15 protein-coding genes, 1 tRNA gene and 2 pseudogenes are annotated in these 21,076 nt (G+C 63.9%); 4 read left to right on the top strand and 14 right to left on the bottom strand.

Annotated features, from left to right (window positions below; all coding sequences use genetic code 11):
* Positions 1-91: 91 nt before the first annotated feature.
* Positions 92-259 carry a hypothetical protein gene (locus tag DRB87_RS23020; protein ID WP_165385264.1) on the top strand — a complete coding sequence of 56 codons (168 nt, stop codon included), beginning with the start codon at positions 92-94 and terminating at the stop codon, positions 257-259.
* A complete protein-coding gene (locus DRB87_RS08900; protein WP_130025642.1) occupies positions 220-1,116 on the top strand; it encodes a lipopolysaccharide assembly protein LapB in 897 nt (298 codons plus the stop codon). Before DRB87_RS23020 ends, DRB87_RS08900 begins: the two co-directional genes overlap by 40 nt.
* A 175-nt stretch (positions 1,117-1,291) precedes the next feature.
* Here DRB87_RS08900 and DRB87_RS08895 read toward each other — a convergent pair.
* Positions 1,292-2,346 (bottom strand): annotated as a pseudogene (locus DRB87_RS08895) (extracellular solute-binding protein).
* A gap of 602 nt (positions 2,347-2,948) precedes the next feature.
* Here DRB87_RS08895 and DRB87_RS08890 point away from each other — a divergent pair.
* Positions 2,949-3,899 carry a patatin-like phospholipase family protein gene (locus DRB87_RS08890; protein ID WP_130027796.1) on the top strand — a complete coding sequence of 317 codons (951 nt, stop codon included), beginning with the start codon at positions 2,949-2,951 and terminating at the stop codon, positions 3,897-3,899.
* A 139-nt stretch (positions 3,900-4,038) separates the two neighbouring features.
* On the opposite strand, the gene DRB87_RS08885 is transcribed toward DRB87_RS08890, so the two are convergent.
* The 5 genes and pseudogenes from DRB87_RS08885 to DRB87_RS08865 all read right to left on the bottom strand — a co-directional run bounded on the left by DRB87_RS08885 (position 4,039) and on the right by DRB87_RS08865 (position 10,810).
* Positions 4,039-4,746, bottom strand: coding sequence for a C40 family peptidase (locus tag DRB87_RS08885; RefSeq protein WP_130025641.1), 708 nt, complete (start codon positions 4,744-4,746; stop codon positions 4,039-4,041).
* A gap of 290 nt (positions 4,747-5,036) precedes the next feature.
* Positions 5,037-6,653, bottom strand: coding sequence for an ABC transporter ATP-binding protein (locus DRB87_RS08880; RefSeq protein ID WP_130025640.1), 1,617 nt, complete (start codon positions 6,651-6,653; stop codon positions 5,037-5,039).
* Positions 6,650-7,744 (bottom strand): ABC transporter permease, encoded by a 1,095-nt coding sequence (locus DRB87_RS08875; RefSeq protein ID WP_130025639.1) that lies wholly within the window; start codon positions 7,742-7,744, stop codon positions 6,650-6,652. The genes DRB87_RS08880 and DRB87_RS08875 overlap by 4 nt, the downstream gene beginning before the upstream one ends.
* A 1-nt stretch (position 7,745) precedes the next feature.
* Positions 7,746-8,801 (bottom strand): microcin C ABC transporter permease YejB, encoded by a 1,056-nt coding sequence (locus DRB87_RS08870; protein ID WP_130025638.1) that lies wholly within the window; start codon positions 8,799-8,801, stop codon positions 7,746-7,748.
* Between the two features lie 42 nt (positions 8,802-8,843).
* Positions 8,844-10,810 (bottom strand): annotated as a pseudogene (locus tag DRB87_RS08865) (extracellular solute-binding protein).
* A 275-nt stretch (positions 10,811-11,085) separates the two neighbouring features.
* Between DRB87_RS08865 and DRB87_RS08860 the strand changes: the two are divergent.
* Positions 11,086-11,976 (top strand): aspartyl/asparaginyl beta-hydroxylase domain-containing protein, encoded by an 891-nt coding sequence (locus tag DRB87_RS08860; RefSeq protein WP_240756235.1) that lies wholly within the window; start codon positions 11,086-11,088, stop codon positions 11,974-11,976.
* Between the two features lie 60 nt (positions 11,977-12,036).
* Here the strand turns inward: DRB87_RS08860 and DRB87_RS08855 are convergent, their stop codons facing one another.
* The 8 genes from DRB87_RS08855 to cysS all read right to left on the bottom strand — a co-directional run bounded on the left by DRB87_RS08855 (position 12,037) and on the right by cysS (position 20,948).
* Positions 12,037-13,254, bottom strand: coding sequence for an MFS transporter (locus DRB87_RS08855; protein ID WP_130025637.1), 1,218 nt, complete (start codon positions 13,252-13,254; stop codon positions 12,037-12,039).
* 148 nt (positions 13,255-13,402) lie between these two features.
* Positions 13,403-13,744 carry an FKBP-type peptidyl-prolyl cis-trans isomerase gene (locus DRB87_RS08850; RefSeq protein ID WP_130025636.1) on the bottom strand — a complete coding sequence of 114 codons (342 nt, stop codon included), beginning with the start codon at positions 13,742-13,744 and terminating at the stop codon, positions 13,403-13,405.
* A 121-nt stretch (positions 13,745-13,865) separates the two neighbouring features.
* Positions 13,866-13,959, bottom strand: a tRNA-Ser gene (locus DRB87_RS08845).
* 223 nt (positions 13,960-14,182) lie between these two features.
* Positions 14,183-15,433 carry an aspartate kinase gene (locus DRB87_RS08840; RefSeq protein ID WP_130025635.1) on the bottom strand — a complete coding sequence of 417 codons (1,251 nt, stop codon included), beginning with the start codon at positions 15,431-15,433 and terminating at the stop codon, positions 14,183-14,185.
* Between the two features lie 197 nt (positions 15,434-15,630).
* The gene (tilS, locus tag DRB87_RS08835; protein ID WP_255501468.1) at positions 15,631-17,124 is read right to left on the bottom strand and encodes a tRNA lysidine(34) synthetase TilS; all 1,494 of its coding nucleotides are present in this window, start codon (positions 17,122-17,124) and stop codon (positions 15,631-15,633) included.
* Between the two features lie 78 nt (positions 17,125-17,202).
* The gene (locus DRB87_RS08830) at positions 17,203-18,171 is read right to left on the bottom strand and encodes an acetyl-CoA carboxylase carboxyltransferase subunit alpha (RefSeq protein ID WP_130025633.1); all 969 of its coding nucleotides are present in this window, start codon (positions 18,169-18,171) and stop codon (positions 17,203-17,205) included.
* A 155-nt stretch (positions 18,172-18,326) separates the two neighbouring features.
* A complete protein-coding gene (locus tag DRB87_RS08825; protein WP_370363952.1) occupies positions 18,327-19,388 on the bottom strand; it encodes a DNA-3-methyladenine glycosylase in 1,062 nt (353 codons plus the stop codon).
* A 156-nt stretch (positions 19,389-19,544) separates the two neighbouring features.
* The gene (cysS, locus tag DRB87_RS08820; protein WP_130025631.1) at positions 19,545-20,948 is read right to left on the bottom strand and encodes a cysteine--tRNA ligase; all 1,404 of its coding nucleotides are present in this window, start codon (positions 20,946-20,948) and stop codon (positions 19,545-19,547) included.
* Positions 20,949-21,076 lie beyond the last annotated feature (128 nt).

Raw genomic sequence — 21,076 nt, 5'->3', positions numbered from 1 at the left:
GCTGTCACGATGACTGTTATATGATGGAACGGCACCGCGCACTGGCCGCCAACACGCGTTCCCCAACGCGGTTCCCGAAGGAGAGATTGCAATGTCCGAGCAAGACGATTTGATGGCGGAAGCCTTTGCCCACCTCGAAGCCGGCGACCCCGAGTCGGCGCTGGAGATCGGCAAGCGGCTCGAGTCGATGCAGTACTCGGGGCCTATGAGGTGCAGGCAATGGCCTACGCCGATATGGACGACATGGAACAGGCCGTGACCATTCTGGAAGCCGGTGTCGCGCATGCGCCGGGCGTCTGGCTGCTCTGGCAACTGCTCGGCAACTACCGCTCCGATCTGGGGCGCTTCCCGGCCGCCATCGAGGCATACGAAGCGGCTGGCAATTGCGCGCCGGACGAAGACGTCGTCATCGTCGACTTCAATCACGCCAACGCCCTCACCCGCCACGGCGATTTCACGTCGGCACAAACGCGTCTCGACCGTGTGCTTGAGAGCCCGCACCTCGCACAGGCCGGACGTGCCTTCATCGAAAACGCCATTGCACTGCGCATGCACCTGTTCAACGCCCAAGGTGAGCCGAAGGCCGCCATTGCCACCTACGAATCGCTGCACCAGCACGAGCGTGACGACGAAGGTAGCAACGTGGCAATGGCCGACGTGCTCGCCGAGCTATCGCTGGCGTACAAGCAGTCGGGCGATAACGATAAGGCGCTTGCGTCGGCGCTGGAGGCCGTGCAGCTCTACAAGTGGAGCGACACTGCCCTGTGGGCCCTGCGTGCCGCACGCGACGCGCAATCGGATGTGGCCCACGTGATGCATCTGATCGTGGAAGGGCAATGGTATGAGCCGCTGGAGGATGAGGATCCCGATGGCCCGCCGCCCGCGTTCGTCACCACCTACGACGTGGTGGCCGAAGATGAAGCCGAAGCGCTGCGTCTGGTCGCGGAATGCGAGCCGCCGCAAGTGCGCGACTCACTGCGTATCGCCGAGACGCACCCGCTCGAGCACGACGAGGAGTCGCCTATGCCCTACAAGGGGTCTATGCCACGGGCGACTACCATATGTATCAGCCGGGCGATGATATCGACTGAGCGCACTGCCAAGCGCATCGCCTGAGCACACGGATCCCGCGGGTCGATCCACTGAATCGACCTGATTGTCCGGCATCGCACAGGTCATCAGCGACCGTTAGCGACAAAGGGCACCGGAATTCACCCGGTGCCCTTTGTCGATTGACTGCATGCACGCCGATGATCGCGGGGGCGTCGCGCCCCCACGATCACGCATCAGCTTATTTATAGCCCGCTCGATCGAGGATACGCTGCGCTTCCGGCAGGCTTTTCGCGATGGTGCCGATGGGCACGTCTTCTGCCTTGAATGGGCCCAGCGCGGCGAGTGCCGGGTTGTCGACGCGAGTCGTCGGCACGGCGGGCCACTCGTTGTTGCCGTTCGCGAAGTACCGCTGCGCGTCGTCGCTCGCGAGATATTCCAGGAACTTCACGGCATTGGCATGGTTCGGTGCATGCTTGGCAATGCCCGCCCCCGCGACATTCACGTGAGTGCCCTTGCCCGTCTGATCCGGCCAGATCAAACCCACCTTGGCCATCAGCGCCTTGTCCTCAGGTTTCTCCGAACGCGCCATGCGCACGTAATAGTAAGAGTTCGCGAGCGCCACGCTGCACTCCCCTGTCGCCACCGCCTTGATCTGGTCGGTATCTCCCCCGCGCGGCGCGCGCGCAAAGTTCGCCACCATGCCTTCGGCCCATTTTTGCGTCGCCGGCGCGCCTTCACGCGCGATCAGCGCGCCCACCAATGAGAGCATGTACGGATGCGAGCCCGACCGGGTGCAGACTTGCCCCTTGTGCGACGGATCGGCCAGCGAGGCGTAGGTCTGCACCGTCTTCGGGTCGATCTTGTCCTTGTTGTAGACGATCACACGCGCCCGCGTCGAAAAGCCGTACCAGTCAGTGCCGGCCGTCGTGCCCGCGGCATGCAGCTTGGCTGGAATGCGCGCATCGAGCGTCGTCGACCGGGTCGGCTGGAACAGCCCTGCCTCGTCCGCCTTCGCCAGACGCGCCGCGTCGACCATCAGAATGACGTCCGCCGGACTCTTCGCCCCTCGCTCTTCAACCGCTCCAGTAGCGCCGCGTCGTCCGCTTCGATCCGATTGATCTTGATGCCGGTCTGTCGCGTGAACGCACCGAAAAGCTGTTCGTCGGTCTGGTAATGACGCGCCGAATACAGGTTCAGCACGCCACCGGTGTCGGCCTGCGCGCCGAATGTCGCGCCCATCAACGTACCGAGTACCGTCAGTCGCGCCAGTTTGCCGATCGTCTTCGCCTTCATGGGCCATTCCCCCGCTGTCGTGGTTTCGTAGAGAGGAACAGGATAATGAATGATGACCAATATTGCAAATGATTCCCATTATCGTTAATTCGCATCTTCATTATGGGAAACGTGCAGGGCGCGGCTAGGTGGGGCGGTGGCGCGCGGGGTGCGGCCGGCAAATCCTCAAGGCCGCCGCCCCTGGGGACAGAAGGCACCCGAACCTGGCGCGCTCCGTCGGTTGCGGCTGATAAGACGAGGCACCCCGTCAAAGGTTCCGGTCAGGTGCGCGCCTCTCGACGATCTCCTCGAAAAGTGAACTGAATTGCGCCCGGGCGGCTCCAACCGCCGTAAAATTGCGCGTCGACGCGCGCCAGTCGCCCGCCATCCCCCGGATCGAAGGCGCCACGCGCGTTTGTCCTGCCCTGCCGGAGTTTCCCCTTGTTGTCGTCGATTCGAAAACTACGTCGCCCTGTCACACCGACAGTCCACGGCGCCCCCGCCCCGCGCGGCCTCACTCGCACTCGCTTTTGCTCCCTCTTTTGCGCCCCCTCTTGCCCTTCCTCGCCAGCGCGCGCGTCCCGCTCGCCGCCTCACCCCGCACGGCCTTGAGCGCACTCGCCATGGCCGCCGTGTTGGCCGGGTGCGCGAGCGCGCCAGGGGGCAATGCGCCCGTGACCTCTGCCGACAGCACGTCGTCGAGCGCGCAGACACCGACGGCCCCCGCCACCCCGGCGGCGCCGCCGAAGGTCGTCCGGCCGCTGAAGATCGGTCTTGCGCTCGGCGGCGGCGCAGCGCGCGGGTTCGCGCATGTGGGCGTCATCAAGGCGCTGGAGGCCCGTGGCATACACGCGGACATCGTGGTCGGCACCAGTGCGGGGAGCGTCGTCGGCGCAATGTACGCCTCCGGTCTGAACGGCTTCCAGCTCAACCGCCTGGCGTCGACGATGGATGAGGCATCGATCAGCGACTGGACGATGCCATTCCGCTCTCGCGGCATGCTGCGCGGCGAAGCCCTGCAGTCCTACGTCAACAAGATCCTCAAGGATCGCCCGATCGAACAGATGCCGCGCCAGTTGGGCATCGTGGCCACCGACTTGCAGAGCGGTGCACCGATCCTGTTCCGCCGCGGCAATACCGGACAGGCCGTACGCGCGTCGAGCAGCGTGCCGGGTGTGTTCGAACCCGTGCATATCGGCACGCGCGATTACGTCGATGGCGGTCTGGTCGCGCCGGTGCCCGCCGAATACGCCCGCCGGATGGGGGCCGACTTCGTGATTGCCGTCGACATTTCGGCCAACCCGACCGCACAGGCCACGCAAGGCCAGTTCGACATCCTCATGCAGACGTTCACGATCATGGGGCAGTCGATCAAGCAGTACGAGTTGGAGAAGAATGCGGACGTGGTGATTCGTCCGTCGCTGGCAAAGATGGGGGCCTCCGACTTCCAGGGCCGCAATCGCGCCATTCTGGCTGGCGAAGAAGCGGTTGCCGCGATGTGGCCGCAGATCCAGCGCAAGCTCGCCGAGGCACAGACGGAAGCCACGCGCGGCATGCCGCAAGCCTCGCGCTGAGCGAAGCAACGCCGGGCCGCGCCAGGCACCCGGCCAAGCGCAGAAAGCCGGCGCCTGAAATGAGAAATGCCGCCCACTGGGCGGCATTTCGTTTTGTTGTCTCGTCTGGATATCCGCCAACGCCGCGGACATCGAACGCTTACATCGGGTGGTCGTTCTTGAAGAGCTGCTCGACGCGCGTCAGTTCGGCGCTGGCCTTGAGCGTTTCGACACGGCGGGCGCCATTGTAGCGGGCCGACCAGTATGACTCACGCAGGTCTTCCACACGAATCTTGCCGCCGGTGGCCGGGGCATGCACGAACTTGTCGCCGCCAATATAGATGCCGACGTGCGAGAAGCTTCTACGCATCGTATTGAAGAACACCAGATCGCCCGGCTTCAGATCGGTCTTGGCGATACGCTCGCCCACCTGACTCATTTCTTCCGCGCGGCGCGGCAGCATGAAGTTGAGCGTGTCCTGGAACACGTAACGCACGAAGCCGCTGCAATCCAGACCGCTGTCCGGCGTATTTCCACCGTACTTGTAGCGCACGCCGATGTAGTTCAACGCGCCCAGCACCACGTCAGAGGCCTTGTCCGTCACGTTCGAGAGCAGCTTCTGTGCACGTTGCACACGCGATTCTTCGACAGGCGCTTGCGGCGCATCGGATGCCGCGACGGCGGTCGCCGCGCTCTGGGCAGCGCTGAAACTACCGCCGGCCTGGAGGGTGGCAGCGGCCGCTCGGGCGGCGGCGGTCGGGCCGTTGTTGTAGTCGTCAGCCTGCGCCGACAACGAGGCGGTAACGAGGCCGGCGGCAGTGAACGCGAGAAGGAGTGTCTTGCGGATGCGCGGAGGGATCGTCTGCATTAGTCGCCGGGTTGAGTGTGTCGGATGGCCGATGAGTAGCTCGTCAGGTGCAACAGGATGCTGCCGTGTCGAACGCCTTCGAGTTACGCCCGGCTGACCCACCGCCGAACCTGTCGTCTTGACTGACTGTTAACTCGTTGAATATTCAACTTAATTGGTACGCGATAGTAATGTGAACGTCACATGATGTCAAAAGGTAATAGAAAAAAACAATCAGTGCAATCGGAAAATTTTCATTAGCAATCAAGCCCTTGCGATTTAGCCGATGTTCCGCGACGTTGCGTGATATTTCACCGGGGCGTCATGGGGTCCTCCCCCATGGCCGCCGCGATCAGCGTCCTCGTGTAATCGTTTTGCGGATCGAAAAATATCGACTCCGTGTCCCCCTGCTCGACCAGTCGCCCGTCCTTGAAGACCAGAATACGATGTGCCATCGCACGCATGACGGCCAGATCGTGACTGATGAAGAGGTAGCTCAGGTTGTACTTGATCTGCAACTGCGCGAGCAAATGGAGCACTTGCTGTTGAATGGACACGTCGAGCGCGCTGGTCGGTTCGTCGAGCACGATCACCTGCGGATCGACCACGAGCGCGCGCGCAATCGCAATGCGCTGGCGTTGACCGCCCGAGAACTCGTGCGGATAGCGCGACATGGCACGCGCATCGATTCCCACCTCGCGCAACACGTCCGCGACACGGGCTCGCCGCTCGTCTTCCGTCTGTTGCGGCCGATGCAGCGCGAGCCCCTCGCCCACGATCTCGTCGATCGTCATGCGCGGCGACAACGAGCCGAACGGGTCCTGGAACACGATCTGCATGCGCGAGCGCAGCGTGCGCTGCGCCTTGCCACGATAGGCGGCGAGCGGCTCGCCCTGGAATTCGACCTGCCCGGCACTCGTGCGCTGAAGTCCCAGCAACGCCATCGCGAGCGTCGACTTGCCGGAGCCCGACTCGCCCACCACGCCCAACGTCTCGCCCTGGCGCAATGCCAGATCGACCGGATGCACCGCGCGGAATCGTCCGCGCTGAAACCAGCCGCGCATGCCGGGCTGCGAGGTCGGGTAGTCGACCGCGACCCCGCGCGCCTCGAGCAACACCGGCGCAATGGGCAACACCGGATGAATCTCCCGCTGCGGACGACTATCGAGCAGCTTGCGCGTGTACGGATGTTGCGGATCGGTGAAGAGCGTCTCGGTGTCCGCACATTCGACGAGAACGCCCTTCTCCATCACCGCGACGCGTTGCGCGAAACGCCGCACCAAATTCAGATCGTGCGTGATGAGCAGCACCGCCATGCCACGCGTCTCGGCGGCTTCGCGTTGCAGCGCCAGCAATAGTTCAACGATCTGGGCACGAATGGTGACGTCGAGCGCCGTGGTCGGCTCGTCGGCCAGCAGCAACTTGGGCCGGCACGCGAGCGCCATGGCGATCATGGCACGCTGGCGTTGCCCGCCTGACAGCTCGTGCGGGAAGTGCGCCACACGGCGCTCCGGCTCGGGAATGCCCGTGCGGCGCAGCAGCTCCACCGCGCGCGCCTTCGCCTCCCTGGCAAGAAGCCCTTCGTGCAGCTCAAGCGCCTCGGCAATCTGGTCGCCGATCGAATAGAGCGGATTGAGCGCGGTCATCGGCTCCTGAAAGATCATGGCGACGTCGTTGCCGCGGATGCCTCGCATTTCGCGCTCGCTCATGCCGGCCAGGTCGACACCGTCGAGCATGATCCGTCCCTGTACCTGCGCGTCCTGCAACAGGCGCAGGATGGCCAACGCCGTCACGCTCTTGCCCGAGCCCGACTCGCCGACCAGCGCGACCCGCTCGCCCCGCCCAATGGCAAGACTCACGTCCTTCACGGCTTCGGTGTCGCCAAAGTACACCGACAGGTTTTCGATACTGAGTAAGGGCGCGCTCACATTGCCCCCCCGGCGGCGGCCTGCTTGTCCGCTACACGCGTGTCGAGCGCATTGCGCAAGGCGTCGCCCATGAACGTGAGCAGCAACAGCGTGAGCACGAGCACCACGAACGTGGCCAGCGAAATCCACCATGCATCGAGATTCGCCTTGCCTTGATTGAGCAACTCGCCCAGGCTGGGCGTCGGCGGCGGCACGCCAAGGCCCAGGAAGTCGAGACTCGTCAGCGCAAGAATCGCACCGCTCATGCGGAACGGCAGGAACGTGATGACCGGCGTCATGCTGTTGGGCAGCACGTGACGCCGGATGATCTGCCAGTTCGAAAGTCCCATCGCCCGCGCAGCGCGAACGTAATCGAGCTGACGATTGCGCAGGAACTCGGCGCGCACGTAGTCGGACAAGCCGATCCAGCCGAACAGCGAGAGCAGCACGAAAAGCAGCCACAGATGAGGCTCGAAGATCGACGCAAAAATGATGAGCAGGTACAGCTCCGGAAGCGAACCCCAGATTTCGATCAGGCGCTGCAGCGTCAGATCGATGCGCCCGCCGTAGAAGCCCTGCACGGCGCCGGCCAGCACCCCGAGCAGCGTGCCGGAGACCGTCAGCGCCAGCGCGAAGATCACCGACAACCGGAACCCGTAGAGCAACCGTGAGAACACGTCTCTGCCGCGATCGTCCGTGCCCAGCCAGTTCTCCGACGACGGCGGCGCAGGATTGGGTGTGGTCGAAAAATAGTTGATGGTGTCGTAGTGGTAGCGCACCGGCGGATAGATCGCAAAGTTATCGCCCGCGCGGATGCGCTTCTCGATGAACGGGTCGAGGTAATCGGTCGGCGTCGGAAAATCGCCGCCGAAGGTCAACTCGGGATAGGTCTCCACGAGCGGGAAATACCAGTGCCCCTCGTAGCGAACGACCCACGGCTTGTCGTTGGCGATCACCTCGGCAAACAGACTGATGCCGAACAACACGACGAACACGACGAGACTCCAATACCCCAGTCGCTGGTTGCGAAAGCGCCGCCAGACACGCCAACGCGGCGACCGCGATGGGGCGAACGACGACGGGCGTGGCGTTGGCGTGGCGGATCGGGTCACGTCAGTGCTCCAGTCGATCGAATTGAATACGCGGGTCGACCAGGACGTAGCACAGGTCGGAGATGAGCTTGGTCACCAGGCCGATGAGCGTGAACAGATACAACGAGCCGAGCACGACCGGATAGTCGCGCCGCTGCACCGATTCGTACGAGAGACGCCCCAGCCCATCGAGCGAGAACAGCGTCTCGATCAGCAGGCTGCCCGCGAAGAACGCGCCAATGAAGGCCGACGGGAAACCGGTGATCAGCGGAATCAACGCGTTGCGAAAGATGTGCTTGAACAGCACCTTGCGCTCGGAGAGTCCCTTGGCGCGTGCGGTGAGCACATACTGGCGGCGAATTTCGTCGAGGAACGCGTTCTTCGTGAGCATGGTGACGACGGCGAAACTCCCCACGACCGACGCCGTCACCGGCAGCGTGATGTGCCACAGATAGTCGGTGATCTTCGCCGGCCACGATAAATCGCTCCAGTTATCGGAGACGAGTTCGCGCAACGGGAATAACTGCCAGAACGTGCCGCCGCCGAAGAGCACCAGCAGCAACACCCCGAGCACGAAGCCCGGGATCGCGTAGCCGACGAGCACCACCAGACTCGTGAGCGTGTCGAATCGAGAACCGTTGCGCACCGCCTTGGCGATACCCAACGGCACCGATATCAGGTACGTGAGGAAAAACGTCCACAGGCCCAGGGAGATCGACACGGGCAACTTCGAGACGATCAGCGACCACACGCTCTGGTGATGGAAGTAACTTTGGCCGAGATCGAATTTCGCGAAGCGCTTGAGCATGAGCCAATAGCGCTCCGCCGGCGTCTTGTCGAAGCCGTACAACGCCTTGATCTGGGCCAGTTGTTGCGGGTCGATGCCGCGCCGTCCGCGATAGTCGCTCGCGGCGCCGCCGCCGCTCGCTTCCCCGCCGCCGCCGCGCCCCTTGAGTTCGAGCATGACCTGCTCGACCGGACCGCCGGGCACAAATTGGATGACCACGAAGGTCAGCGTGATCACACCGAGCAGCGTCGGGATCATGATCAGCAGGCGTTTGAGAATGTAGGACCACATGGTTGGGGGGCAGCTCCTGTCGGTTCCTGACTCGGTGACGTGCTATCGGGACGCGGCAGACGCCGGGGACGGCGCAGCGGACATCGACGCCCCTGGCGTCGCCGCCTGCGTCTGCCCCACACGCGAATCCCACCACGTCGACACGAGCCAGCCTTCAGCGGTGTAGTACTTCGGCAACTTGTCCGGGAAGTGCAGATACTGCTTGTAGGCCATGCGATGCGTCGAAGAGAACCAGTGCGGCACGATGTAGTAGCCATGCATCAGCACGCGGTCGAGCGCGCGCGCCGCGGCCACGAGGTCGTCGTAGGTATGCGCACGCACGAGATCCGCCAGGAGCGCATCGACGGCCGGATCCTTCAGACCGATGGCGTTATCGGAGCCTTCCACGTCGGCCGAGTGGCTGCCAAAGCGGTCGAGCAATTCGGTGCCGGGAATCTGCGAATCGGGATAGCGCAGCGAAATCATGTCGAAGTCGAACGCCTCCAGACGCTTCTGATACAACGCGAAGTCGCTTGTGCGAAAGTTCAGCGTAATACCCAGCTTGGCGAGGTTGCGTGCGTAAGCCGACGCGACCGGCCCCATCGCACCGCCATCATCGAGAAACTCGAAGACGAACGGCTCGCCTTTCGCGTTACGCAGTGCGCCGTCGCGATAGGTCCAGCCGGCCTGCGCCAGCAGCTCGCGCGCCTGGCGCAGGTTCTCACGCAGACTGGCGGGCGGGGTCGTCGTCGGCTGCACGACCATCGGCCCGAACACGGCCGGATCGAGCGATTTGCGCAGCGGTTCGAGCAGCTTGCGTTCCGCCTCGCTCGGCAGTCCGCGCGCGGCGAGATCGCTGTTGGTGAAATAGCTGTCGATGCGCTGATACTGGTTGTAGAACAGTTGACGGTTAAGCCACTGATAATCGAGCGCAAGATCCAGCGCCCGGCGCACGCGCACATCGCGAAATTTGTCGCGTCGCAGGTTCAGGATGAAGCCCTGCATGCCCGCCGTGTTGTGATGCGCGAACTCGCGCTTGATCAGTTCGCCATCGCGAAAGCGCTTCCCCACATAGCTGCGCACCCAGCTTCTGGCACGGTATTCGGTGATGGCGTCGAACTCGCCCGCCTTGAAGCCTTCAAGCCGCACGATGTCGTCGGAGTACAGCTTGTAGACGATGCGCTCGAAGTTATAGGTGCCGCGTCGCACGGGCAGCGCGTTGCCCCAGTACGTCGGGTTGCGCCGGAAGGTGATGCGCCTTCCGCCGTCATACGACTCGATGAGATACGGACCACTGGCGATGGGCGTCTCGAACGTCAGCGCATCGAAGGCCTTGCGCTTGCCATCCGCGCCGGCCCCCACTTGGGCGAAAACACCGGCACCGTTGCCACGAGCAGCGGCAGGTCGGGACTCACGCGACGGAAGTCGAAGCGCACACGACGCGCGTCGAGCACGCTCACACCTTTCACGTCCGCGAACATCACCTTGAAGCCCGGCGAGGCCTGCGGGCTCATCAGCGTATCGAACGAATACTTGACGTCTTGCGCCGTCACCGCGTCGCCGTTGTTGAAGCGTGCGGCCGGATTGAGGTGAAACGTGACCGACGCGCCATCGGGAGCCACCGCGATGTCGTCGGCGAGCAGGCCGTAGACGGTGGCAGGTTCGTCGGCGCTGCCAATGCCGAGCGTCTCGAACATGAGGCCGAGCACGCCCGGGGCCGACGTGCCGCGCAGCGTGAATGGATTGAACTTGTCGAAGCTGGTGCGGCGATCGGGGTTGGCCAGCGTCAGCGTGCCGCCACGAGGCGCATCGGGATTGACGTAGTCGAAGTGTGTGAACCCTTGCGGATACTTCGGTTCGCCGTATTGGGCGATGGCGTACTTCGCCTGCGCCGACGGCGCCAGCAACAGGGCGACGGCGAGCGCCGGAACGAGGGCGGGAACGACGCTCAGCACGCGGACCAGAGAAGTCACCAAGCGGTTGAGCGAGCCGCGTGCCGTGTATGAGTGCCGTGAAGTGGGCGCTTTCATGCGTCTCCTGTGTTGGTCGGCCAGCGCCAGCCTGCCGGGGCCCGGACGCATCCAGCCCCCTCCCCTTCGCCCCGCCACCGTGTTTGGCGACGTGGCATAACGGCGCGTAACATCTCGTCATGGCGCATCCCTGTGCCGTCACGCACAATTCCCGCACGAGGCTTGGCGACATGGCCGGACCGCGCGACAATTGTACCCAAAAGCCCGGCGGTTACCGCACTGAAAGACACAATCTCGCCGGCCCGGTTCCCCTGTTTCCGCCCTGGAGGCCGACGTTGAGTGCTACACGATCGCCCGCGCAGAACCCCAACCGTACCCTGCCTCGCTGGCTCGCCCGATTTTTCTTTCAATGCGTGGAAGCGGCGCAACGTCGTATTGCGCGTGGGTCATTGGTCGGCGACCGACCCATTTTCGACAACGCGCAGTTCCCGTGGGTCGAAGCCCTCGAAGCGCAGGCGCCGGCCATCGCCGCGGAGCTCGACGCCGTCCTCGCCACGCCCGGGCGTTTGCCGGCGTTTCACGAAATCTCGCCCGACGTCGCCACCATCACGCAGGATCATCAGTGGCAGACCTTCGTGTTTCTTGGCTACGGCATGCGCGCCGAGCGCAATCTCGCGCGCTGCCCGGCCACTGCGGCCGCCCTCGACGGCATTCCCGGGTTGCGCACCGCGTTCTTCTCGATCCTCGCGCCGGGCAAGCAGATCCCGCTGCATCGCGGTCCTTACAACGGGGTGCTGCGCCTGCACCTTGCACTGAAGGTGCCGCGCGAGCGGGAGCACTGCTGGATCGAAGTCGACGCTCAGCGTTATGTCTGGCAAGCGAACCGCGCCGTGATCTTCGACGACGCCTATCCCCATCAGGTGCACAACGATACGCCCGAGACACGCGTGGTGCTGTTCGTCGACTTCGAGCGCCCATGCAAAGTCCCGGTATCGTGGCTCAACAAGTTGCTGCTGGCCTTCGCGCCGCTCACGCCGGAGTTGCAGCAGGCGAAGGCAAATCACGAACAGTGGGAGCGCGATTATTACGCGGCGCCCGCGCCGGCCGCAGACAATGTCACGGGCAAGCCGGTGCCCAATGCGCCGGCTGCCAACCCGGCAACGCCCCCTGAGAAAGCGGACTCGCCGACCACGCAGACCGTGACCGACGACCGCGCACACGGCTGACGCGACGCATAAAAAAACGCCAGCGACGCTTTCGCTGGCGTTTCATTGGGGCGGTCGGACTTACGAAGGCCGGCCGGGCTGCGCGAGCGCGTCCTGCGCGGGCGGTGGGACAAAGTTCGCCGCAAGCACCGCGACCAGCGCCGCTGCCATCATCGCACCGATGCCGAGCGCGGCATCGCCGAAGTGAAGGTACGCCACCTTCATCGTCTCGATCACGGCCACGGCCACAACGATGGTGATCATGCTGAGCATGCCGGCCACCGTCGCGCGATTGGGACTCTCGACAGCGAACAACGACTGGCGATACACGACGCCGTAACACAGGCCCATGCCGAACGCATGCAAAGACGTGCCAACCAGCAGGGCCGGATAGCCCGGCGCAAGAATCACTGTGCCGATGAGCGACACCGCCGCGCCAATCAGCATCGCCGCCACGCCCATCGCGAGCAATCGGCCATTCGACCAGCGCCCGACCTGACGCGCAAGCAACACATTGCCGAGAATCAGCGCCGCGAAGACCGGCACTTGCAGCAACGCGTATTGCATCTGCGACAAACCGGCGCGCTCGATCAGGAACACCGGGCCGAGGGCGATCCATGTCAGCAGCGGCGTGATGGCAAGCCCCGTGAGCACGGCACCGCGCCAGAACCGCGCGCTCGAGAGCGGCAGCTTGTAGCCCGTCCAGAGCTGCTTCGCGTTCAGCGCCGTGCGGTCATGGCGCGACAGTTCCGGCATGGTGCGATACAGCCCCACGAACGAAAACACGGCCACGATGGCGATGAGCCAGAAGATACTGCGCCATGGCCAGTACGACACCACGGCCGCGCCCGCGAGCGGACCGAACAACGGCGAGAGCAGCGAGACGTTCGCCATGAGCGCCATTACACGCACCGCCGTCTTCTCGTCGAACGCTTCGTGCACGGTCGGATAGCCCACCGTCAGCACGAAGCAGCACCCCATGCCCTGGAGGAAGCGCAGCGCAATGAACTGCGGCATCGTCTGCACGTAGTGCGTGGCCAGACAGGCGACGATGAACATCACGAGACCGCCGAGCAGCACGCGACGGCGTCCGAAGCGATCGGCGAGCGGTCCGAGCAGCCATTGCAGGCTGGCGTTGCCGAGCATGGCCGCAGTCAGCGCGAGCGTGGTCATGTCCGCCGACGCCCCGAATTCGCGCGTGACCATCGGCATGCCGGGCATGATCATGTCATTCGAGATGTAGACGGCAAACTCGAAGAGCACGAGCGAGAACGGAAACCAGAATCGGGAAACAGACATGGCGGGGTGAGACACCTAATGAAGGCTCCTTTGTGCAGCCATCGCGCATGGCGAAGGCCCACGTAAAAAGACAACACCCCCGGTACCTGCGAGGCACCGGGGGTGTCTATTGCATCGATGATGCCGCTTGGTGACGGCTTTGGATCGCTCAGACGTCCAGAAGTTCGACCTCGAAGACCAGCGTGGCGTTGGGCGGAATCACGCCGCCGGCGCCGCGTGCGCCATAGCCCAGTTCGGGCGGAATGACCAGCTTGCGCTTGCCGCCGACCTTCATGCCGGCAACCCCCTCATCCCAACCGCGAATGACCATGCCACCGCCGAGCACGAAGGCGAACGGGTCGTTGCGGTCCTTGCTGGAATCGAATTTCTTGCCGTCGGTCAGCCAGCCCGTGTAGTGCACGGTGACGGTCTTGCCCGGCGTGGCTTCGGCGCCATCGCCCACTTGCAGCTCGTCGTATTGCAGGCCGGAATCGGTAGTGATGATCGACATCGTTGTCCTCGCTCGAAACAGAAAGAGTATCGACGCGCGAGGTATCGCCAACGCGCGAACTCGGGAAAGAAAAAACCCCCGGCGCTCCGCGAAGCGCCGGGGGTGTTCCGCCAAGGCGACTTGGCGGAGACGGAGGGATTCGAACCCTCGATCCAGGTTTTGGCCCAGATGCTCCCTTAGCAGGGGAGTGCCTTCGACCTCTCGGCCACGTCTCCCAAACTTGTCGTCACATCAGGGAGGTGATGTAACGAAGGCGTGATATTACCTACTGTTCGTGATGTCGTCAAACATTATGCGCATCGAAAACCAACAAAATTTGCGCATGTGTCATGCCTTCGACACGCTTGGGGAACATTCCCCGCACTGCCGCGCGAAAATCGCGCGTCGCGCCGCATGCCTCTTGCGCGCATGCGGCACACTCGGTGTCGTCAACGACGCTCAGGCCTGATCGAGTTCGAACGCCTTGTGCAGCGCGCGCACGGCCAGTTCCATGTACTTCTCGTCGATCAGCACGGAGATCTTGATTTCGGACGTCGAGATCAGCTGAATGTTGATGCCCTCTTCCGACAGCGTGCGGAACGCCTTGCTGGCGATACCGACGTGCGAGCGCATGCCCACGCCCACGATCGACACCTTCGAGACTTTCGGGTCGCCCACGACTTCGGCGGCACCGATGTGGCCCTGCACATCCTTTTGCAGCAGCGTCATGGCGCGCTGGTAGTCGCCGCGCGGCACGGTGAACGTGAAGTCGGTCTTCCCCTCGATGCTCAGGTTCTGGATGATCATGTCGACATCGATGTTCGCGTCGGCGATCGGACCGAGGATCTGGTAGGCGATGCCCGGACGATCCGGCACGCCGCGCACAGTGATCTTGGCCTCGTCGCGCTGGAATGCGATACCCGAGATGATGGCCTTTTCCATTTGTTCGTCTTCCTCAAAAGTAATCAGCGTGCCCGAGCGCGCTTCTTCGTCCAGCGCGATCATCGGGTCGGTCAAGCTCGAGAGCACGCGCGTCTTGACCTGGTACTTGCCGGCAAATTCCACCGAGCGGATCTGCAGCACCTTCGAGCCGAGACTGGCCATTTCCAGCATCTCTTCGAAAGTGACCTTGTCGAGGCGGCGCGCGTCGTCGACCACGCGCGGGTCGGTCGTGTACACGCCATCGACGTCGGTGTAGATCAGGCACTCATCGGCCTTCAGCGCAGCGGCCACCGCCACCGCCGACGTGTCCGAGCCACCGCGACCCAGCGTGGTCACGTTGCCGTTCGGATCGATTCCCTGGAAACCCGTGATGACGACCACGCGCCCGGCATTGAGATCGGCCATCACGCGCGTGTCGTCGATCTCCGAAATACGGGCTTTGGTGAAAGCGCTGTCGGTCTTGATCGGTACTTGCCAGCCGGCATAGCTCACGGCATCGACGCCCGCTTCCTTGAGCGCCATCGCCAGCAGGGCAACGCTCACTTGCTCGCCCGTGGCGGCAATGGCGTCGAGTTCGCGCGGATCGGGATGGGCCGAAATCTCCTTGGCCAACCCCAACAGACGATTGGTCTCGCCAGACATGGCCGACGGCACCACCACCATCTTGTAACCGGCCTTGTGCCACTTGGCCACGCGCTTGGCGACATTCTTGATGCGCTCCACCGAGCCCATCGACGTGCCGCCGTATTTGTGTACGATCAGAGCCATAACATTGCTAACACATTGATTTGAAACCGTTTATGAATCACGCACGGAGACCCGCCGAAGGGTATCGGTAGCGTTTCGATTCGCGGAACTTTTGATTATCGCACGAATGTATCGCGCCTGAGCCAGTCTGGCGCAGATTGCACTGCCCAGGACGCAACGCGCCGCATTCGACAGCAGATTGTGCCGTTTACGGTCGCTTACGCTTCGTCGCGCCACATCATCCGCCAGCGCGCACCGCGGTATTCACCGGTTTGTGCCGCCCCGTCGATTCCCAGGCGGGGCACGAACACGATGTCGTTTCCCTGCCAGACGATCGGCACATGACGCAACCACGCCGCGACGCCGCGGCTTTGATACCAGTGCTTCAGCGAACGCGAATGACCCTGCGCGTGTTCGCGCCATCGCTCCCCACCCGCGCGCGCCCTCGCCACGAGCGGCCTTGCCCTTAGCACGCGCTCGTCGATGGATGCCTCGCCCCCCTCGCCCTCGCCCTCGGCGACCGGCACGAACACAATGCTTCCCTGCCATTGCGGCAACGACCATTCGCGCTCACCCGACCATCGCAATACGACATCGGAGGCTCCTTCGTCCTGCTGGACCGCGTCGTACACCGCGGTCCATTGCAAGGCGTCGCGATACAGACGCAAGACCGCGCCGCCATGGGGCAATTCGAGCGATGCGTCGTCGTGCGCGTCGCGAATCTGTCGCACCCATTCGTCCAGCCGCGCTTCGGGCGGCATCGCCAATCCGCGACGCGCCGCCCAATACCGCAGAAGGTTCGCCAGTCGTGGCGTGTCCAGCGCTTGCAATCGACTGCGCTGCAAACACTCGTCGCCAGATGCCTGGATCACGCGGGCCATGTCGAAATCCGTCTGCGCGAGCTGGTCGAGCAGCGATTGCGCTTGCGCGGCATGACGCGCAAACCGCGCCAACGTTTCCCGATACGCAGGCACGTGGGCCGCGATTGCGGGCATGACATCGTGACGCAGTGCGTTGCGCAAGTAGTGGCGATCGTCGTTCGATGGATCGTCGACCCATGACAGCGAGCGCGCCTTTGCATACATCAGCAACGTCTCGCGCGAGACGTCGAGCAACGGCCGCAGCAGCCGTGCACGACTCGGCTCGCCTGCCGCGACCGGCAACACGCCCTCCACGCCCATTGCCGCCACGCCGGGCAGCCCCGCACCGCGCAGCATCTGCAACAGCACGGTCTCGGCCTGATCATTCGCGTGGTGAGCGCTCAACAGCCAGCCCACGCCATGTGCGTCGCAGCACGCCGCCAGCGCTTGATAGCGCGCCGCACGCGCCGCGCCCTCGATGCCCTGCCGGGCGTCGCGCCGCACGCTCACCCGTTGCGCCTCGAACCCAAAACCGCGCAGACGCGCCTCGCGCTCGCACGCGGCGAGCCACGCGTCGGCGTGCGCGGAGAGTCCGTGATGGATGTGGATGGCCAGCGGTGGTGCGATCGCCTCGCCCGCGTCTCGGCGCGCCTGAACCCAATGCGCCAGCGCATCGAGCAGCACCATCGAGTCGAGTCCGCCGCTCAGCGCGACGGCCAGAGGCGGGGTGCCGTGGGAGGGGGGGATGACGCGAGGTGCGGCGTCGCATGCGGCGTCGCGTGCATCGCCAGGGCGAGGCGCAGCGCGACGTCCACATGGACCACTGCCGCGTCGCTTCGGGCAGAAGCGCACGCGGCAGCGGAAGCATCGTGACGAGGCATGGCATCCGGCGTCATCGCCACCACGGGCGACGACGCCGTGGCAGGCGCGTTACTTCGCGACCGCTTCCTTGTACTTGCCATAGCTCATCAGGCGCTCGAAGCGGCGCTCGAGCAGTTCCTTGTGGCTGTTGCCCTGGAACTGGCGCAGCGAGTCGGCCAACGCACGCTTGAGCATGCCGGCCATACCGAGCGGGTCGCGATGCGCGCCGCCCAGCGGTTCGTTGACGATCTTGTCGATCAGGCCCAGCGCCTTGAGGCGGTGCGCCGTCAGACCCAGCGCCTCGGCCGCCTCGGGCGCCTTGGCCGCGCTCTTCCACAGGATCGACGCGCAACCTTCCGGCGAAATCACCGAATACGTCGAGAACTGCAGCATCATGACCGTGTCGGCAACCGCCACGGCGAGGGCGCCGCCCGAGCCGCCCTCACCGATGATCGTGGTGATGATCGGCGTCTTGAGTTCGGCCATGACGAACAGGTTGTGACCGATGGCTTCGGACTGGCCACGCTCTTCGGCGTCGATGCCCGGGTAGGCGCCCGGCGTGTCGACGAACGTGAATATCGGCAGACCGAATTTCTCGGCGAGCTTCATCAGGCGCATGGCCTTGCGATAGCCCTCGGGACGCGGCATGCCGAAGTTGCGCAGTGCACGCTCCTTCGTATCGCGCCCCTTCTGATGACCGATCACCATGCAGGCCTGACCGTTGAAACGCGCCATGCCCCCCACGATGGCCAGATCGTCCGCGAACGAGCGATCGCCATGCAGTTCATGGAAATCGGTAAAGATGTCGCGAACGTAGTCGAGCGTGTAGGGGCGCTGCGGATGACGCGAAATTTGCGAAACCTGCCACGGCGACAGGTTCGTATAGATGTCCTTGGTGAGCTGCTGGCTCTTCTTCGAGAGGCGCTCGATCTCTTCGGAAATGTCGACGGCTGAATCGTCTTGCACGAAGCGCAGCTCTTCAATCTTCGCTTCGAGTTCGGCGATGGGCTGTTCAAAATCCAAAAAGGTGTTCTTCATCAGGCTTCCCCCGGAAATGCGGCAGCGTATTGTACCGCCGGCAACGTCTACCCGATCGAGATAGACAACTTTCATTGCCACTCAATCCACAATAGACGTTAATAATGACTGGATACGATGGGATGGACGCGGATTATACGTCTTTGACTGAACGTTCAGTATTCGACGGGCACCGGTTCGAGGCTTCTCCACATATACCAGGTGGCGACGGAGCGCCACGGCTCCCAATTGGCGGCCACGTCACGCGCTTCGCTGCGCGTGACGGGCTCCCCGCTGAAATAATTGACGCTGATGGCGTTGATCAGCCCGACATCGTCGAGCGGCAGAACGTCGGGGCGCAGCAGGTTGAACATCAGGAACATTTCGGCGGTCCAGCGACCGATGCCGCGAATGCCGGTCAACTCCGCAATGACCGCCTCGTCGTCCATACTGGCCCAGGCGTCGACGTGTAGCGCCCCCGATTTGAAGTGCGTTGCCAGGTCGAGAATGTACTCGGCCTTGCGGCGCGACAGCCCGCAACCGGCGAGCGCATCGTGCCCTACCTTGATGAACTGCGCTGGCGTGAGCTTCGGACAGGCGGCCTGCACGCGATCCCACACGGCCTGCGCGGCCTTGACCGAGATCTGCTGACCGACGATCGAGCGCGCCAGCGTAACGAACGGCTCGCCGCGCCCGGTCAGATGGGCCGGCCCAAATTGAGGGATCAACTTCTTGAGAATACGGTCGCGCTTCATGAGATCGGCGCAGGCCTGATCCCAGTAGAGCGGACGCGTCGCCCCGGCCGCGACCGGCAGCGGCACCACGCCTGTCACGACCTGCTCGACGATGTCGTGGTCGATGCGCTCGATCTCGGGCGTCACGATACGCGTCTCGCCATCGCGCTTGGCGATGACCCGGCGCGCGTCGTCGGGCGTCGACGGCGCGGCCTTCACCGGCGCCTTGCGCGCGACCTTCGTTCCCGCCTTCGGTGCGGCCTTTTTTGCGACCTTGTCGGTGACCGGCTTTGCAGCCTTTTCCGCGCTTTTTTGTACGCGCTTTTCTACGCCCTTCTCTGCGACTTTTCTCGCGACCTTTTGCGCAACCTTCTTTGCGGCTTTTTGCGCCGGCGGCGGCGCGGCCTTGCGGGCGGCGCCGGCCTGCGTTGCCTTCGCCGCCGCGTTACCCGTCGCGGTCTTGCGACCCGACTTGACGTTCGTCGTCGCGCGCTTGCCGGCCACCTTGGCCGGCGCGCGGCGTTCGCCATCGTCGGTCGGCGCGACCGATCGGGTGGCCTTCACGGCCCCCTTCGCGCCCTTCGCTGCGGCAGTTTTAGTCGCCACCTTAGCGGCCACGGAGTTACGAGTCACCATGAAATTTGCCTCGATGCGTCGCGCTCAGGCACGACGCCATTCGGTGGCGCCTCCGGGACGGTCTTCCAGCACGATACCTTCGGCCAGCAGTTCGGCGCGAATACGATCGGCCTCGGCGAAATTGCGTTCGCGCTTGGCTTGCGCACGGGCTTCAATGCGCGCCTCGACCGACGTGCGCAAGGCGTCGTCGTCGCCCGCCGAGTCGCTCCCCGCCGCCCCTTGCAGAAACGACTGCGGATCGCGCCCAAGCAGGCCAAGCGTAGCGGCGAGCCCCTGCAACTGACGCACGAGCACCGGATCGCGCTGCTTGTTGATTTCTCCGGCGAGGTCGAACAGCACGGCGATCGCCACGGCCGTATTGAAGTCGTCGTTCATCGCCGCGGCGAAACGCTGCGCGAACGGCTCGTTCCAATCGAGTGGCGCGCCGTCGCCCGTCGCATCCTTGAGCGCCGTGTACAGTCGCGTCAGACCGCCGCGCGCGTCGTCGAGATGCGCATCGCTGTAGTTGAGCGGGCTGCGGTATTGCGCGCGCAAAATGAAAAAGCGTACGACTTCCGCGTCGAACTTCGCGAGCACTTCGCGAATCGTGAAGAAGTTGCCAAGCGACTTGGACATCTTCTCGTTGTCCACACGCACGAAACCGTTGTGCATCCAGTAGTTCACGAACGTTTCGCCCGTCGCGCCTTCGCTCTGGGCGATTTCGTTCTCGTGGTGCGGGAACTGCAGATCCGCCCCGCCGCCGTGAAGATCGAAGTGATTGCCGAGCAACTGGCAGCTCATCGCCGAGCACTCGATGTGCCAGCCCGGACGGCCGGCGCCCCACGGCGAGGCCCATTTAGACTCGTCGGGCTCGGTCTCCTTGGCGCGCTTCCACAGCACGAAATCGAGCGGATCCTGCTTCGCGGCATTGGCGGCAACCCGCTCACCAGCGCGCAGATCCTCGATGGACTTGCCCGAGAGTTGCCCGTAGCTGGCAAACTTGCGCACGGCGTAGTTCACGTCGCCGTCGTCGGCTTGATACGCGTAACCGTTGCGTTGCAGCGTGCCGATCATGTCGACCATCTGCGGGATGAAGTCGGTGGCGCGCGGCTCGTGATCTGGGCGCTGGACACCGAGCGCGTCGGCATCTTCATGCATCGCGGCAATGAAACGCGTCGTCAGTTCGCGCATCGTTTCACCATTCTCGACGGCGCGCTTGATGATCTTGTCGTCGATATCGGTAATGTTGCGCACGTAGGTCACGCGGTACCCGAGCGTTCGCAGCCAACGTTGCACCATATCGAACACCACCATCACGCGCGCATGGCCGATATGACAGTAGTCGTACACCGTCATCCCGCAGACATACATGCGGACTTCGCCGGGAACGAGAGGTACGAACGGCTGTTTGTCTCGCGCGAGCGAGTTGTAGACACGCAGTGAATCCATAGATAAGCGCTTGACCGGGCGGCACCAGCGCCGGACGCTGCGACGATGGCTCCGGCGCCGTCACACATGGCGTGACGGGGGCGACATCGCGAGGCGGGCTGCGCGCCGTGCGGTAGAAAAAACAAACC

This window comes from Pandoraea sp. XY-2, from assembly GCF_004193915.1.
GTDB lineage: Bacteria > Pseudomonadota > Gammaproteobacteria > Burkholderiales > Burkholderiaceae > Pandoraea > Pandoraea cepalis.
This window is presented reverse-complemented; position numbering and strand designations above follow the sequence as displayed.